Origin of the sequence: Pseudomonas furukawaii (assembly GCF_002355475.1) — a bacterium.
GTDB lineage: Bacteria > Pseudomonadota > Gammaproteobacteria > Pseudomonadales > Pseudomonadaceae > Metapseudomonas > Metapseudomonas furukawaii.
The window spans coordinates 530,437-544,830 of sequence record NZ_AP014862.1 but is presented as its reverse complement, the minus strand read 5'-3'; the positions used below and the strand labels follow the sequence as shown (position 1 = coordinate 544,830).

At 59.9% G+C, this 14,394-nt stretch carries 11 protein-coding genes, 1 tRNA gene and 1 pseudogene; 12 read left to right on the top strand and 1 reads right to left on the bottom strand.

Annotated elements, in window-relative coordinates; translation table 11 throughout:
* Positions 1-40: 40 nt before the first annotated feature.
* From rpoD to KF707C_RS02435, 6 genes and pseudogenes are all read left to right on the top strand, one after another.
* Positions 41-1,894: an RNA polymerase sigma factor RpoD gene (gene rpoD, locus KF707C_RS02460; protein WP_003450767.1), complete on the top strand. Its 1,854-nt coding sequence runs from the start codon at positions 41-43 to the stop codon at positions 1,892-1,894.
* Positions 1,895-2,035: 141 nt separating this feature from the next.
* The gene (locus tag KF707C_RS02455; RefSeq protein ID WP_003450770.1) at positions 2,036-5,773 is read left to right on the top strand and encodes a bifunctional diguanylate cyclase/phosphodiesterase; all 3,738 of its coding nucleotides are present in this window, start codon (positions 2,036-2,038) and stop codon (positions 5,771-5,773) included.
* A gap of 15 nt (positions 5,774-5,788) precedes the next feature.
* Positions 5,789-5,865 (top strand) — tRNA-Ile (locus KF707C_RS02450).
* Between the two features lie 290 nt (positions 5,866-6,155).
* Positions 6,156-6,419, top strand: a pseudogene (locus KF707C_RS02445) (tyrosine-type recombinase/integrase); the annotation flags it as partial.
* 47 nt (positions 6,420-6,466) lie between these two features.
* Complete coding sequence (locus KF707C_RS02440; RefSeq protein WP_003450776.1) at positions 6,467-6,811, top strand: hypothetical protein; 345 nt, start codon at positions 6,467-6,469, stop codon at positions 6,809-6,811.
* Positions 6,808-7,125: a helix-turn-helix domain-containing protein gene (locus KF707C_RS02435; protein ID WP_003450778.1), complete on the top strand. Its 318-nt coding sequence runs from the start codon at positions 6,808-6,810 to the stop codon at positions 7,123-7,125. The genes KF707C_RS02440 and KF707C_RS02435 overlap by 4 nt, the downstream gene beginning before the upstream one ends.
* 263 nt (positions 7,126-7,388) lie before the next feature.
* Here KF707C_RS02435 and KF707C_RS02430 read toward each other — a convergent pair whose 3' ends face one another.
* Positions 7,389-8,144, bottom strand: coding sequence for an SDR family oxidoreductase (locus tag KF707C_RS02430; RefSeq protein WP_003450780.1), 756 nt, complete (start codon positions 8,142-8,144; stop codon positions 7,389-7,391).
* A gap of 139 nt (positions 8,145-8,283) precedes the next feature.
* On the opposite strand from KF707C_RS02430, the gene KF707C_RS02425 reads away from it, so the two are divergent.
* The 6 genes from KF707C_RS02425 to KF707C_RS02405 all read left to right on the top strand — a co-directional run bounded on the left by KF707C_RS02425 (position 8,284) and on the right by KF707C_RS02405 (position 14,388).
* Positions 8,284-9,156, top strand: coding sequence for an AraC family transcriptional regulator (locus KF707C_RS02425; protein ID WP_036992394.1), 873 nt, complete (start codon positions 8,284-8,286; stop codon positions 9,154-9,156).
* A 528-nt stretch (positions 9,157-9,684) separates the two neighbouring features.
* Positions 9,685-10,824, top strand: a complete 1,140-nt coding sequence (locus KF707C_RS02420) for a Fic family protein (RefSeq protein WP_003450782.1) — start codon at positions 9,685-9,687, stop codon at positions 10,822-10,824.
* 104 nt (positions 10,825-10,928) lie between these two features.
* Positions 10,929-11,699: a nuclease-related domain-containing protein gene (locus KF707C_RS02415; protein ID WP_003450783.1), complete on the top strand. Its 771-nt coding sequence runs from the start codon at positions 10,929-10,931 to the stop codon at positions 11,697-11,699.
* A 38-nt stretch (positions 11,700-11,737) separates the two neighbouring features.
* Positions 11,738-12,658 (top strand): restriction endonuclease, encoded by a 921-nt coding sequence (locus KF707C_RS02410; protein ID WP_036992399.1) that lies wholly within the window; start codon positions 11,738-11,740, stop codon positions 12,656-12,658.
* Between the two features lie 51 nt (positions 12,659-12,709).
* A complete protein-coding gene (locus tag KF707C_RS28970; protein WP_145959066.1) occupies positions 12,710-13,201 on the top strand; it encodes a hypothetical protein in 492 nt (163 codons plus the stop codon).
* Positions 13,198-14,388 (top strand): DGQHR domain-containing protein, encoded by a 1,191-nt coding sequence (locus KF707C_RS02405; protein WP_197704971.1) that lies wholly within the window; start codon positions 13,198-13,200, stop codon positions 14,386-14,388. Before KF707C_RS28970 ends, KF707C_RS02405 begins: the two co-directional genes overlap by 4 nt.
* The last annotated feature ends 6 nt before the right edge of the window (positions 14,389-14,394 follow it).

Genomic DNA, 14,394 nt, shown 5'->3' with positions numbered 1-14,394 from the left:
TTGTTTTTAGCCCGCCAAGACCTTAAGTGGATAGGGTGCTATGTCCGGAAAAGCGCAACAGCAGTCTCGCCTCAAAGAGTTGATCGCCCGTGGCCGTGAGCAGGGATACCTGACTTACGCGGAGGTCAACGACCACCTGCCGGAGGATATTTCCGATCCGGAACAGGTGGAAGACATCATCCGCATGATCAACGACATGGGGATCAACGTATTCGAGAGTGCCCCGGATGCGGATGCCCTGTTGCTGGCCGAAGCCGACACCGACGAAGCCGCAGCCGAAGAAGCCGCCGCCGCCCTGGCCGCGGTGGAGACCGACATCGGTCGCACCACCGACCCAGTGCGCATGTACATGCGTGAAATGGGCACCGTGGAGCTGCTGACCCGCGAAGGCGAGATCGAAATCGCCAAACGCATCGAAGAAGGCATCCGTGAAGTGATGAGCGCTATCGCCCACTTCCCCGGAGCCGTCGACGGCATTCTCAGCGAATACCACCGCGTCACCACCGAAGGTGGCCGCCTCTCCGACGTACTCAACGGCTACATCGATCCTGATGACGGCACCCTGCCGGCCGAAGAAGTCGAGCCTGAACTCAAGGACGACAACGCCGCCGCCAAGACCAAGGACGACGACGAAGAAGACGAAGAAGGCGAAAGCGACGACTCCGAGGACGAGGGCGATGGTGGCCCCGACCCGGAAGAAGCCCTTCGCCGCTTCACCGCCGTGTCCGAGCAGCTCGAGAAAGCCAAGAAGGCGCTCAAGAAGCATGGCCGCAGCAGCAAGGAGGCCATTGCGGAACTGCTGGCCCTGGCCGAGCTCTTCATGCCCATCAAGCTGGTGCCGAAGCAATTCGACGCGCTGGTGGAGAAAGTTCGCAGCGCCCTGGACCGCGTCCGCGCCCAGGAACGCGCCATCATGCAGCTCTGCGTCCGCGATGCCCGCATGCCCCGCGCCGACTTCCTGCGCCTGTTCCCGGGTAACGAAGTCGACCTGACCTGGGCCGACGGCCTGGCCAGCGGCAAAGCGAAGTACGCCGAAGCCATTGGCCGCCTGTCCGACGACATCAAGCGCAACCAGCAGAAGCTGGTGGACCTTGAGCAGGAAGTCGAACTGACGGTCAACGAAATCAAGGACATCAACCGCCGCATGTCCATCGGTGAAGCCAAGGCTCGCCGGGCGAAGAAAGAGATGGTCGAGGCCAACCTGCGCCTCGTGATCTCCATCGCCAAGAAGTACACCAACCGCGGCCTGCAGTTCCTCGACCTGATCCAGGAAGGCAACATCGGCCTGATGAAGGCGGTGGACAAGTTCGAATACCGTCGCGGCTACAAGTTCTCGACCTACGCCACCTGGTGGATTCGCCAGGCGATCACCCGCTCGATCGCCGACCAGGCGCGCACCATCCGTATCCCGGTGCACATGATCGAGACCATCAACAAGCTCAACCGCATCTCCCGCCAGATGCTCCAGGAGATGGGCCGCGAGCCCACCCCGGAAGAGCTTGGCGAGCGCATGGAGATGCCCGAGGACAAGATCCGCAAGGTCCTGAAGATCGCCAAGGAACCGATCTCCATGGAAACCCCGATCGGCGACGACGAGGATTCGCACCTGGGCGACTTCATCGAGGACAGCACCATGCAGTCCCCGATCGACGTGGCCACCGTCGAAAGCCTGAAGGAAGCCACCCGCGAAGTCCTGGCCGGCCTCACTGCCCGTGAAGCCAAGGTGCTGCGCATGCGTTTCGGCATCGACATGAACACCGACCACACCCTCGAGGAAGTGGGCAAGCAGTTCGACGTCACCCGCGAGCGTATCCGTCAGATCGAAGCCAAGGCGCTGCGCAAGCTGCGTCACCCGTCCCGAAGCGAGCACCTGCGTTCCTTCCTCGACGAGTAAGCGACATAGACAACCCCCGGCCAGCCCGGGGGTTTTCTTTTCCGCGCACAACATATCAGTTTGCCACCACCGCCCTCTTCCAGACGGTCACGAGCGCCGACTACACTTCGACCTGAATCCCTCCAAGGAACGAGGCCGCCGATGGCGCGAGCGCGGGCCGTATTCATGCTGTGGCTGGCACTCTGGACCTTACCGGCCGGGGCACTCACGCTCACCCCGGACGAACAGGCCTGGCTCGACGACCACGACGAACTCCGTCTGGGCATCGACGCCTCCTGGCCGCCCTTCGAGTTCCGTGACGAGCAGGGCCGCCACCAGGGCCTGGCAGCCGACTACGTCGAACTGATCCGCCAGCGCCTGGACATCGAGCTCACCCCCGTCGAACCCAGCAGCTGGGGTGAAGTGCTGCACCAGGCCCGCACCGGCCAGCTCGACATCCTTCCCGGCATCATGTCCACGCCGGAGCGCCAGCAATACCTGCTCTTCACCCGCCCCTACCTCGACTTCCCCATCGTCATCCTCTCCCAGACCAAAGGCCCACAACCCTCCGGACTCAAGGACCTCTACGGCCTGCGTGTCGGCGTCGTCGCCGACTACGCCCCCCACGAACTCCTCCGCAGCCAGCATCCGGACCTCAGCTTGCAGGCCTACCCCTCCGTAGCCGCCGCCCTCCAGGCCCTCGCCACCGGCAAGGTGGACGCCTTCGTCGGCGACCTCGCCTCCAGCGTCTGGAGCCTGCGCCAGCTCAAGCTCGACGGCATCAGCATCAGCGGCGAAACGCCCTACCGCTACCAACTGGCCATGGCCACCCCCAAGAATCAGCCCATCCTCACCGGCATACTCGACAAGGTCTTCGCCGAAATCACACCCCAGGAAGCCGCCGCCATCCAGGAACGCTGGGTAGGCGGCGCGCTCCAGCGGCGCCCCGACTGGCTCCGCGCCCTGCTCTACGGCCTGCCCGCCCTCCTCCTCATCGGCGGCGCCCTCGCCTTCGTCATCCGCGTCAACCGCAAGCTCAGCAACGAAATGGCCAGCCGCGCCGCCCTCCAGGAAGAGCTGCGCAGCAGCGAACAGCACTACCGTGGCCTGGTGGAAAGCCTCAACGCCATCGCCTGGGAAATGCGCGTCGACGACTACCGATACACCTACGTCTCCCCCCACGCCGAGCGCCTCCTGGGCTACCCGCTGGCCGCCTGGCTCGAACTCGGCTTCTGGCACCGCGCCCTGCACCCGGACGACGCCGAATGGGCCACCGCCTTCTGCAAGTCCGAGACCCAGCTTGGCCGCGACCACAGCCTCGATTACCGCATGATCGCCGCCGACGGCCGCATCCTCTGGGTCCGCGACATCATCACCCTCATCCCCCATGGCGAAAGCCGCATGATGCGCGGCCTGATGATCGACATCACCGAAGCCAAGCAGACCGAACACGCCCTGCGCCTCTCGGAACAGAAATTCGCCTCCGTCTTCCACAACTGCCCCGACATCATCGTCATCGCCCGCCGCACCGACGGCAGCCTGCTGGCGGTCAACCACACCTTCGAACAACAGATCGGCCTCAAGGCCGAAGACGCCATCGGCCGCACCGCCACCGAACTCGACATCTGGGGCATCCCCGGCATCGGCCCGAAACTCCTCCAGCGCCTCCAGCAGGGCAACCCGCTGCACAACTTCGAAATGCCCTTCCGCCGCACCAACGGCGACACCTTCATCGGCCTCATCTCCGCCCAGACAGTCGACCTCGACGACACCCCCGCCCTCGTCGTCGTCGTCCGCGACATCACCCAGCTCAAGGAGACCCAGCAGCAGCTCCAGGTCTCCGAAGAGAAGTTCGCCCGCGCCTTCCACGCCTCCCCGGACGGCCTGCTCATCACCCGCATGCGCGACGGACTCCTGCTCGAAGCCAACGAAGGCTTCACCCGCATCACCGGCTTCGACCAACGGGAAATCGCCGACCGCTCAACCCTCGACCTCGGCCTCTGGGCCAACCCGGCGGACCGCGATCTCATGATCCGCTCCATACGCGAACAGGGCAGCCTCCACCACTTCACCACCCAGATCCGCACAAAGGCCGGGCAACTGCGCATCTGCGAACTCTCCGCCCAGCCCATACCCATCGGCGACGAAGTCTGCATGCTCACCATTGCCCGAGACATCACCGAGCGCCAGCAGATGCAGGACAAGCTGCTGCAGGCCGCCACCGTCTTCGAAAGCACCGCCGAAGGCGTCATGATCACCGACGCCGACCAGCGCATCACCGCCGTCAACCGCGCCTTCAGCGAAATCACCGGCTACGGCGAAGCCGAAGCCCTCGGCCGGACGCCGCGCCTGCTCGCCTCCGGCCAGCACGACAGCGCCTTCTTCGCCGCCCTCTGGCACCAACTGGAACGGGAAGGCCACTGGCAGGGGGAAATCTGGAACCGCCGCAAGAACGGCGATCCCTATCCCGAATGGCTCACCATCAACGCCGTGCGCGACCGCCACCAGCGCATCACTCACTACGTCGGCGTCTTCGCCGACATCTCCCCGCTCAAGCACGCCCAGGCCCGGCTCGACTACCAGGCCCACCACGACCCCCTCACCGGCCTGCCCAACCGCCTGCTCTTCGAAAGCCGGCTGCAACTGGCCCTGGCCGACGCCACCAGCGACCACCACCACGGCGCCGTCCTCTTCATCGACCTGGACCGCTTCAAGCACATCAACGACAGCCTCGGCCACCCCGTGGGCGACCTGCTCCTCAAAGGCATCGCCAGCCGCCTCAAGGAACACCTGCGGGACATCGACACCGTTGCCCGCCTGGGCGGCGACGAATTCATCATCCTGCTCCCCGGCCTGCACAACGCTGGCGACGCCCAGGCCGTCGCCAACAAACTGCTCGCCTGCTTCGAAGCCCCCTTCCCCGCGGGCCAGCACGAGTTCTTCATGAGCGCCAGCATCGGCATCAGCCTCTTCCCCGAGCACGGCCAGGACGTCGCCACCCTGGTGAAGAACGCCGACGCCGCCATGTACCGGGCCAAGGCCCGTGGCCGCAACCGTATCGACCTCTACACCCAGGACCTCACCAGCCAGGCCACCGAGCGCATGTCGCTGGAAACCGAACTGCGCCGCGCCCTGGAACGCAACGAACTGTCCCTCAGCTACCAACCCAAACTCAGCCTCCAGCACCGCACCCTCGTCGGCGCCGAAGCCCTCGTCCGCTGGTACCACCCCCGCCTGGGCGAAATCCCCCCGGAGCGCTTCATCCCCATCGCCGAAGAAAGCGGCCTCATCCTGCCCCTTGGCGACTGGGTCCTGACCCAGGCCTGCCGCCAGATGCAACGCTGGCAGAACGACCACGCCCCCTTCGGCCCGCTCTCCATCAACCTCGCCGGCGCCCAACTGCGCCAGCCGCAACTGGTGGAACGCCTGCAACGGCTCATCCAGGGGCTTGGCCTCGAGCCGCAACGGCTGCAACTGGAAATCACCGAAGGCTTCATCATGAGCCAGGCCGAAGAAGCCCTCGGCGTCCTGCACAACCTCAAGGCCCTTGGCGTCCAACTCGCCATCGACGACTTCGGCACCGGCTACTCCTCCCTCAGCTACCTCAAACGCCTGCCGCTGGACGTGCTCAAGATCGACAAGTCCTTCGTCCACGGCCTGCCCGACGACCCCAACGACGCCGCCATCAGCCGCGCCATCATCGCCCTGGGTCGCAGCATGCAACTCACCGTCATCGCCGAAGGCGTCGAAACACCGGCCCAGGAGGCCTTCCTCACCGCCGAAGGCTGCGAACAGATCCAGGGCTTCATCGTCAGCGCCGCCCTGCCGACCGAAGCCTTCGAACGCAAGTTCCTCAATCCCCTGCCCTCGATTGGCGCCCAGCAAAAGGCGCCTGTATAATCCGCCGGCCTTCTGGGGCCTATAGCTCAGTCGGTTAGAGCAGAGGACTCATAATCCTTTGGTCCACGGTTCGAGTCCGTGTGGGCCCACCAAATCAAAAGCCGCGCATTGCGCGGCTTTTGTGTTTCTGTTGTCCTGGATTACGTGCAGGACTGGGGCTTTCAAAAATTAGCGGCGTCCACAAATCGTCAACACGGGACCAAAGCGAGTCCACAAATTGCTTTACGTATTTGCGTGAGATCCATCCCTCTTTTCCTTCTCAATCAGTTTCCAACTCGACATGCAGCCAATCGCGATTGGCCGTGCTGAGAACCTCAAGTACGCCCCCTTTGGCAACTTGGCGATGACCTTAGTCATTGTGCTCGGCCCATCGCAGAGCCTTGGCGAACCGGGAAAGAACGAGAAACGCCGCCCCTATGCCTTCACCAGAACCTGGGGGCTGCTGAAGAAGAAACTCGGCATGCCCGACCTGCGCTTCCACGATCTACGCCATGAGGCAGTCAGCCGGCTGGTCGAAGGCGGCCTATTCGACCAGGATGTCTCGGCCATCAGCGGCCACAAGTCGATGCAGATGCTCAAGCGCTCTGCGCGCCGAGGATTTGTCGGCAGGCTGGACAAGCTGAAGCCCCAACGCAAGGCGCCTTGACGGTGCGTTGAACGCGCCACAAACTCTACGCAGATAACGTACACAGCATGGAAGCATTATTCGTTGAACTACCGCCCTTCGAGCGCCATCGAGCGGACTACCTGGATGACGAGGCCTTTCGCACCTTCCAGCGCGCGCTGATGAAGAACCCGGAAGCCGGCGATGTGATCCAGGGAACCGGCGGCCTGCGAAAGATTCGCTTCGCCGACGGGCGACGACAGAAGGGCAAGCGCGGCGGCATCCGAGTCATCTACTACTGGTGGCTGGGTGGCGCGCAGTTCTGGCTGTTCACCCTGTATGGGAAGGACGTCCAGGACGACCTGAACGAGCAGCAGAAGAAGCGACTCAAGCAGCTGCTGCAAGCTGAAATTGATGCGAGGACGACACCGTGAAACGAGACATCTTTGCTGAGCTGGTTGAAGGCTTCGAGGCTTTGGCGGATGAACGCCAAGGCAAGGTGACTCTGCGCTCGCACAAAGTCCAATTACCCGAACTGTGCGAAGTCAGCTCCGAGGAGCTGGTGGCGATCCGCCAGAAGCTGAACCTGTCACGCCCGGTTTTCGCCATGTATCTGCGCACCAACCCGCGCACCTTGGAGAACTGGGAGCAAGGTCGGGCCAAGCCAAACGCCCAGGCGACTACGCTGATTCGTCTGGTGCAAAAGTATCCTGAAACTATCGAGCATCTAGCTGCTCTCGGTCAGTGAATCGGTCCACCACCGATCAGGCCATCCCTCATTCAGCGTTCCGCAAGCCAGCCATGTGCTGGTTTTGTCTTGTCTATGTCGGCCACCTCTACACACATCTTGTGAGCGGTTGGGAAGGCTGCCCCCTTTTCTCTGGCAGTAGGCAATGGTTCAACCGCTGTGCCGAGCGGTTCCATGCTCCGCGTGCGTCCTGCGGTCGGGAGCAGGGCGCCACTCGGGCGCCCTGCCGAGGGCTTCGCGCGCGTATCTTCGCGCCTGGCCGCTCAGATCGCCTGGCCGCCGGAGACCTCGATACGCTGGGCATTGATCCAGCGATTCTGCTCACCGAGCAGGCTGGCGATCATCGGGCCGATATCGTCGGGCACGCCAACGCGGCCGAGCGCCGTCATGTCCGCGAACACCTTGTTCAGATCTGGCATGTCGCGCACCGCACCGCCCAGAAAATCGGTCTCGATTGCGCCCGGCGCCACAGTGTTGACTGCAATGCCCCGGCTGCCCAGTTCCTTGGCCATGTACAGGCTTAGTACCTCGACCGCACCCTTGACCGCCGAGTAGGCGGAGAAGCCGGGATAGGAGACGCGCGTCAGCCCCGAAGAGATGTTGACGATACGACCGCCATCGGCCAGCAACGGCAGCAATGCCTGGGTGAGGAAGAACACACCTTTGAAATGTACGTTCACCAGAGCATCGAATTGCGCTTCGGTGGTTTCGGCAATCGAGGCCATGTCCCCGTGGCCGGCGTTGTTGACCAGGTGATCGAAGTTTTCACGCTGCCAGGTCTCTCGCAACGCCTGGCGCAGGCGCTGCACAAACACAGGGAAGGTGGTGACATTGCCGGCGTCCAGTTGCAGCGCGACAGCCTTGCGCCCCAGCGCTTCGATTTCGGCGACCACGGCCAGTGCGGCGTCGGCCTGGCTGTGATAGGTGACAACCACATCGCTACCCTGACGTGCGATATTCAAGGCGGTGTTACGGCCGAGGCCACGGCTGGAGCCGGTTACGATAGCGATCTTGGTCATGGTAGAAATCCTCTGCTTCGTGAAAGGGATTTCATTCTGTGATCCACGAGGTAATCCCGTCCTTACCGAAACCTCGACGCTTTTTGCCTATTTCTCCAATGGTGAGCAACCTGCCCACGTTCAGGCTGAGGAAGCACCGATGAGCGCAGCGCTGCTGAATGTCGTTCGCGAGTATCTGGATAGACATGTCGACCCCAACGGCCTTGCCCAAACACCCATTTCCGGCTTGACCATCATCCGTACGCATGAACCCAGTGGGCTTGATTACGCCATTACCCGGCCTCTCGCCTGTCTCGTCCTGCAAGGCCGCAAGCAGGTGATGATGGGAACTCAGACCTTTACCTTCAGCGCGGGAGATTCCCTGCTGATCACCGCCGATGTACCGACGGTCAGTCAGATTGTTCAGGCGAGTCCCGAGGCACCGTACATCTCGCTGGTGATCGATCTGAATCTCTCCTTGCTCACCGAGTTAATGGAAGAGATGCAGTCCGCTCCGAGCCCTGAGGCGGCGCCGATAAAGATCGAACCGACTGACACAGAGGTCGTTGAAGCGGCGCTGCGACTGATGCGCTTGCTGGATCGCCCGGCTTCAGCGGCAGTGCTGCATGCCTCGTTGATGCGCGAGTTGCACTACTGGTTGCTGGCAGGGCGTCATGGTTCGGCAATCAGTCGTCTGGGCTGGCCGGACGGCCATGCGCAGCGCATCGCGCGGGCGGTGACGGTGCTGCGCAGCGAGTTCACCCGCCCCTTGCCGGTGGAACATCTGGCCTCCGTAGCCGGCATGAGCACATCGTCATTCCATCATCATTTCCGCAAGCACACGTCGCTTACGCCGCTGCAGTTTCAGAAGCAGCTACGGTTGATCGAGGCCCGTCGCCTGATGATCGGAGAAGGGGCCTCGCCCAGTACCGCGGCATTCACCGTAGGCTACGAAAGCGTGTCGCAGTTCAGTCGCGAATACCGCCGCCTATTCGGCATGCCGCCGGGCCGGCATACGGCTCGCGCTTGCTGACCACGGCAGCCCCGGCTCCCGTTGCAGCCTCTCCTCGCTGTGGAGCAGAAGACGCCGAAACTCGACCACCTGCGGCCATCACCCTTGAGTGGTTATCCAACGACCGAAGGCTGCACCCCAGCAGACCTGCCAGGCACGCACCGAAAGTATCGTTATGACCAGGCACTAATCCGGGATCGCCATAGTCGCGTGCAGCCGTGTTTGCGTACCTGTCGGTGCCTGGTTGGCGATAAGTTGTTCCTGCCCAGCAGTTCAGAATGCACGGAAAAGGTGAAAGGCGAGATAAGCGGTGACGGCACTTCGTTGGGCTGAAAAGCGGTCTGCACGGGGGTTGGAAACGGCACTCAACGAGTGCATCGGCGTGCCCTGCACAGCGCAAACACCCAATAGCGCTGGCCTTGGCGCGTGCCCAGCACTCCTCATTGCGATCTGGCTTGAGAATTAGACAGTGAGCCGAATAGCCAGCACTATCGGCTCACCATATGAGCCGAATAAACTCGCTATTCGGCTCACAGGCGAGCAGCCCCCATGAAAGACCCGCTCTGGATCTGGCAACAACCCAATTGGCCTCACTTCAGCTGGCAAGCCGAAGCGCTTTCCCCGCTGCTGCGCGCGTGCAGCCAGGCCCTGGGACGCTTGCTCGGGATGCTTGGCGCTGTGGACAGTGATGCCGAGGCGCAGAGCAGCCTGAATGCCATGCTGCAGAACATCGTCACCTCTTCAGCCATCGAGGGTGAGCAACTGAATGTCGGTTCGGTGCGCTCATCACTGGCGCGGCGCCTAGGGCTGAGCGAAGAAGGCCGCACCACCTCCCGCTCCGAAGGCCTGGCGGAACTGCTGCTCGATGCCACCCACGCGCATCGACAACCGCTGGACGAACAGCGACTGTTCACCTGGCACCGTTGGCTGTTCCCCACCGATGTCCCACTGCTGGCGCGACCACTGCACATCGGCGCACTGCGTGGCGAAGAGCCTATGCAGGTGGTTTCCGGTCGCATCGACCAACCGACCGTACATGTCGAAGCCCCTCCCCGTGCTGGGCTGGAAACGCAACTGGCGGACTTCCTCGCCTGGTTCGAGAACAGCCGCCGCGATGCCAGCCTCGACCCCTTTCTGCGTGCTGGCATTGCGCACTTCTGGTTCATCACCCTGCATCCCTTCGAAGACGGCAACGGTCGACTGACTCGCGCCATCACCGACCTGGCACTGGCCCAGGGCGAACAGCAGGCCATCCGCTTTTACGCCCTGTCAGCGAGCATCCTCGACGACCGCGCCGGCTATTACCGCATCCTGGAAGCCAGCCAGAAGGGCACGCTGGATATCACCGCCTGGCTGCAATGGTTCCTCGCAACGCTGCTCAACAGCCTGGAGCAGGCCCTCGCTCGTATCGACCGTGTGCTGGTCAAGGCACGCTTCTGGCAGGCTCACCGCAGCAAAGCCTTGTCTGCCGAGCAGATCAAAGTGCTTAACCGCCTGCTCGATGGCGGCGAGAAAGGTTTCGAGAACGGCATCAGCGCCTCGCAATACCAGGCCGTGGCCAAGGTCTCGAAAGCCACCGCCACGCGTCATCTTAGCGATCTTGTCGAGAAGGGCTGCCTTGCCCGGCTGCCCGGCGGCGGACGCAGCACGCGCTATCAGCTACAGCACTCGGCCAACGCTCAAAGCTGACTCCTCAGCAACGATTCAGCGCCCCATAAGCACTGCAATACTGTCGTGCCATCATGCGAAGTTTCGGTACTATCCGGTAACTCAGGATTACCCAGGGATAGGAAATGGACTTCACCCTCATCATCGCGCAGGCCTGGGGCACGCTGGGCTGGTTTATCCCGGCCGCATTGCTGATTGGCCTGCTCAAGTCGCCTTGGGCCAAGGGCCAAATTGGCGAACTCCTGGTGCGACTGTTCGCCCATTGGCAGCTGGACAAGCAGACCTACCGCCGCCTGCACAACGTCACCCTGGACACCCCAGACGGCACCACCCAGATCGATCACGTTTTCCTCTCGCCCTACGGCATCTTCGTGCTGGAAACGAAGAACATGAGCGGCTGGATCTTCGGCAGCGAAAAGCAGGCGCAGTGGACGCAGCAGATCTACAAGCAGCGCTTCAAGTTCCAGAACCCGCTACGGCAGAACTACAAGCACCTCAAGGCACTGGAAGCCACCCTTGGCGTCAGCCCCGAGCACCTGCACTCGGTCATCACCTTTGTCGGCGATAGCACTTTCAAAACCGAGGTGCCGGCGAACGTGACCCGGGGCATCGGTTTTATCCGCTATATCAAGTCATTCCAGCAGGCGGTATTCAGCGAGGCTGAAGTCGACGCCATGCTGCACGCCCTACAAACCGGCCGCCGCACGCCGACCCTTGCCACTCACTGCGAGCACGTGCAAAACCTCAAGCGCCGTAGCGATCCGACAGCCGAACGGCAATGCCCTAAGTGCGGCGGCGCGCTACTGATCCGCACTGTGAAGTCAGGTCCGAAAGCCGGGCAGCAATTTTGGGGCTGCTCGGCGTTTCCCAAGTGCCGAACCATGCAAAGCCTTTAACACACGGCCGTATCATCAATCCTGCGTTTGGAGTCGCAATGTCCGTCCCAACCTACGACCAGTTCATTGAGCCAATCCTGCGCTACCTGGCCGCAACGCCCGAAGGCGCGGCAGCACGTGATGCCCATGAAGCCGCTGCGGATGCGCTGAACCTGTCGGAAGCACAGCGCCAAGAGCTGATTGCCAGCGGCCAGGCCACCTACAAAAACCGTGCAGGCTGGGCTCATGACCGCCTCAAGCGCGCCGGCCTGTCCAGCAGCGCCAAGCGTGGATACTGGAAGCTGACCGACGCAGGCATTACCTATGCCGCCCAGCACCCCATGCCTCTGGCTGCGGATATGATTGAACAGCTAGCTCTTGGCTTTATAGACGTGAAGCTCAAGAGCCCGACCGACGCCATCCCACTTGATGTACAAGAGCAGCCTGCACCGACCCTCAGCTCGGCCACTGTAAGCCCCGACGACCGACTGGAGCAGGCTTTACGTGAGCTGCGCGAGGCAACAGCCGCAGACCTGTTGGATAACCTTCTGCAAGTGAGCCCCAACCGCTTTGAAGTTATTGTGCTCGATGTGCTGCACAGCCTTGGTTACGGCGCTAGCCGTAACGATCTGCAGAGGGTCGGCGGCAGCGGGGATGGCGGAATCGATGGGGTAATCTCACTCGACAAGCTCGGCTTGGAAAAGGTCTACGTGCAAGCCAAGCGCTGGCAAGGCACGGTTGGACGGCCAGAACTGCAGGCTTTCTATGGGGCACTTGCCGGGCAAAAAGCCAAGCGTGGCGTGTTTATCACTACGTCAGGCTTTACTGCTCAAGCAGTCGATTTTGCACGTTCCGTAGAAGGCATTGTGCTAGTTGATGGTATTCGACTGGTAGGCTTGATGATGGACCACGAAGTCGGTGTAACATCCAGATTATTACGATTACCGAAGCTAGATAGTGACTACTTCGATGAAGAGTAAACATGCACAACAACAAGAGTATAGTTATTAGAATGAGTGGAGTTTAGCTTTATGGGCCAATATACTTGGATACCACGCGCACTGTTAGAATTTCTAATAAACATTTTGGTCTCAACATTACCCTTTGTCATTGGCATTGGAACGCTAATGCTGTCCGCCAAACTAAACCTAGATTTCTTCAGCGCCTTTAAAAAAATCAGCTCAAATGGCGAGCTAATAATTTACTCCGCAACTCTTATGGCGCCGATCATGTATGCAGTACTGAGAGACCCTCCAGTCGCATTCAGAGCAGGATTTGCCATCTCCGGCGGGATACCTGTCGTCCTAGGAGTTCTCGTCTATGTAATATCCATGACCGATGGATTTACTCATAGACTTTCTATACTCTCAACCATCTGCTTTATTCTTGCGGTAATTGTTTATTTGCTACTTCTCCTAGTACAGCATGAGTTTGAGCATAGAAAAAGCGCTCCTCAAATCCAGGAAGACCGCAGAAATGACCGCCTTGATGGCTACCGGAAACATAGAGAGAGTCAATCATGAAATTTAACGCTATGTTGCCATTCACTGAAAGTGCCGACAAAAAAGAATTTTCTGTTGACTGCATAGCAGTTGAACAGCCGCTTGGGCAGTTCTTTATCGCCAGCATTCCTTACTCAAAACTGATTGAAATAACCTATGCGGACACCCGTAGAGTTGAAGAAGAAGAGCATGGTTTTGAAACCATGCTCGGAATACAAAGGCACGTATCAAAAAGTCGAGTTAGCGAACTAAATCAGTATGTAAATACTTTTGACGCCTGCTTTCCAACTGCGATAATTCTATCCATTCCGGAAAGTTGCGTCGAATATGACGCAAGTAGCAAGCGCTTGAAAATATTTGAATCAAAGTCCGGAGTCAACGATAGCGATGAGGGAGTACCATACGAAAAAATTGCCAAAATACTTGATGGACAGCATCGTATCAAAGGACTAGAGGGATATGTCAAAGATAAGAAATTTGACATGAACGTCAGTATTTTTGTCGACTTAGACCCTGCTTCAGAAGCGTATATTTTTTCAGTCGTCAACCAAGCACAGACAAAAGTCAACAAAAGCCTTGTTTACGACTTATATAGTCTCGCAAAAGCAAAAAGCCCACAAAAGCTATGCCACCAAGTTGCTGTTGCGCTAAATGAAACCGATGGAAGCCCTTTCAGGCATAAGATCAAACGCTTAGGTGTAGCAGGGCCCAAAACCGAAGCGGTGGCGATCACGCAAGCGGCATTTGTTGAAGCGCTGATGAGGCACGTAAGCTACCCAAACTCTCTTGCTGTTGAGGATCGCGATTTATACTTGAGAGGCAAGAAACCACGAGCACCATCATCCAAAGATCTTGAAAAGATGATATTTCGTGGAATGATGCTAGAGGATAGAGACTACGACCTTACTGATGTAATTTGGAATTATTTTGATGCAGTACAAGAACGCTGGCCCGAAGCCTGGCACAGTCAAAACAAAGGCACAATGCTAAGTAAAACCAATGGCTTCATGGCGCTAATGCGCTTCTTAAAGGACATTTACATCGACCGCGAGGCTATAGGCACCGTCCTCAGCAAAGAATCTTTCCTTGAGATTTTCAAAGCAATAGATCTTAACGACAATGACTTTACAGTTGACAATTACAAGCCTGGAACCAGCGGAGAAAGCGCCTTGTACAAAGATCTTAAAAACAAGTACTTTGGCGAGTAGCCCTTA

What these genes read in the sequence shown, in the direction of transcription:
- KF707C_RS28970 (WP_145959066.1), top strand. Translation starts at nt 12,710, where the DNA reads ATGGGCCAATATACTTGGATACCACGCGCACTGTTAGAATTTCTAATA.
- KF707C_RS02455 (WP_003450770.1), top strand. Translation starts at nt 2,036, where the DNA reads ATGGCGCGAGCGCGGGCCGTATTCATGCTGTGGCTGGCACTCTGGACC.
- KF707C_RS02410 (WP_036992399.1), top strand. Translation starts at nt 11,738, where the DNA reads ATGTCCGTCCCAACCTACGACCAGTTCATTGAGCCAATCCTGCGCTAC.
- KF707C_RS02405 (WP_197704971.1), top strand. Translation starts at nt 13,198, where the DNA reads ATGAAATTTAACGCTATGTTGCCATTCACTGAAAGTGCCGACAAAAAA.
- KF707C_RS02440 (WP_003450776.1), top strand. Translation starts at nt 6,467, where the DNA reads ATGGAAGCATTATTCGTTGAACTACCGCCCTTCGAGCGCCATCGAGCG.
- KF707C_RS02420 (WP_003450782.1), top strand. Translation starts at nt 9,685, where the DNA reads ATGAAAGACCCGCTCTGGATCTGGCAACAACCCAATTGGCCTCACTTC.
- rpoD (WP_003450767.1), top strand. Translation starts at nt 41, where the DNA reads ATGTCCGGAAAAGCGCAACAGCAGTCTCGCCTCAAAGAGTTGATCGCC.
- KF707C_RS02415 (WP_003450783.1), top strand. Translation starts at nt 10,929, where the DNA reads ATGGACTTCACCCTCATCATCGCGCAGGCCTGGGGCACGCTGGGCTGG.
- KF707C_RS02430 (WP_003450780.1), bottom strand. Translation starts at nt 8,144, where the DNA reads ATGACCAAGATCGCTATCGTAACCGGCTCCAGCCGTGGCCTCGGCCGT.
- KF707C_RS02425 (WP_036992394.1), top strand. Translation starts at nt 8,284, where the DNA reads ATGAGCGCAGCGCTGCTGAATGTCGTTCGCGAGTATCTGGATAGACAT.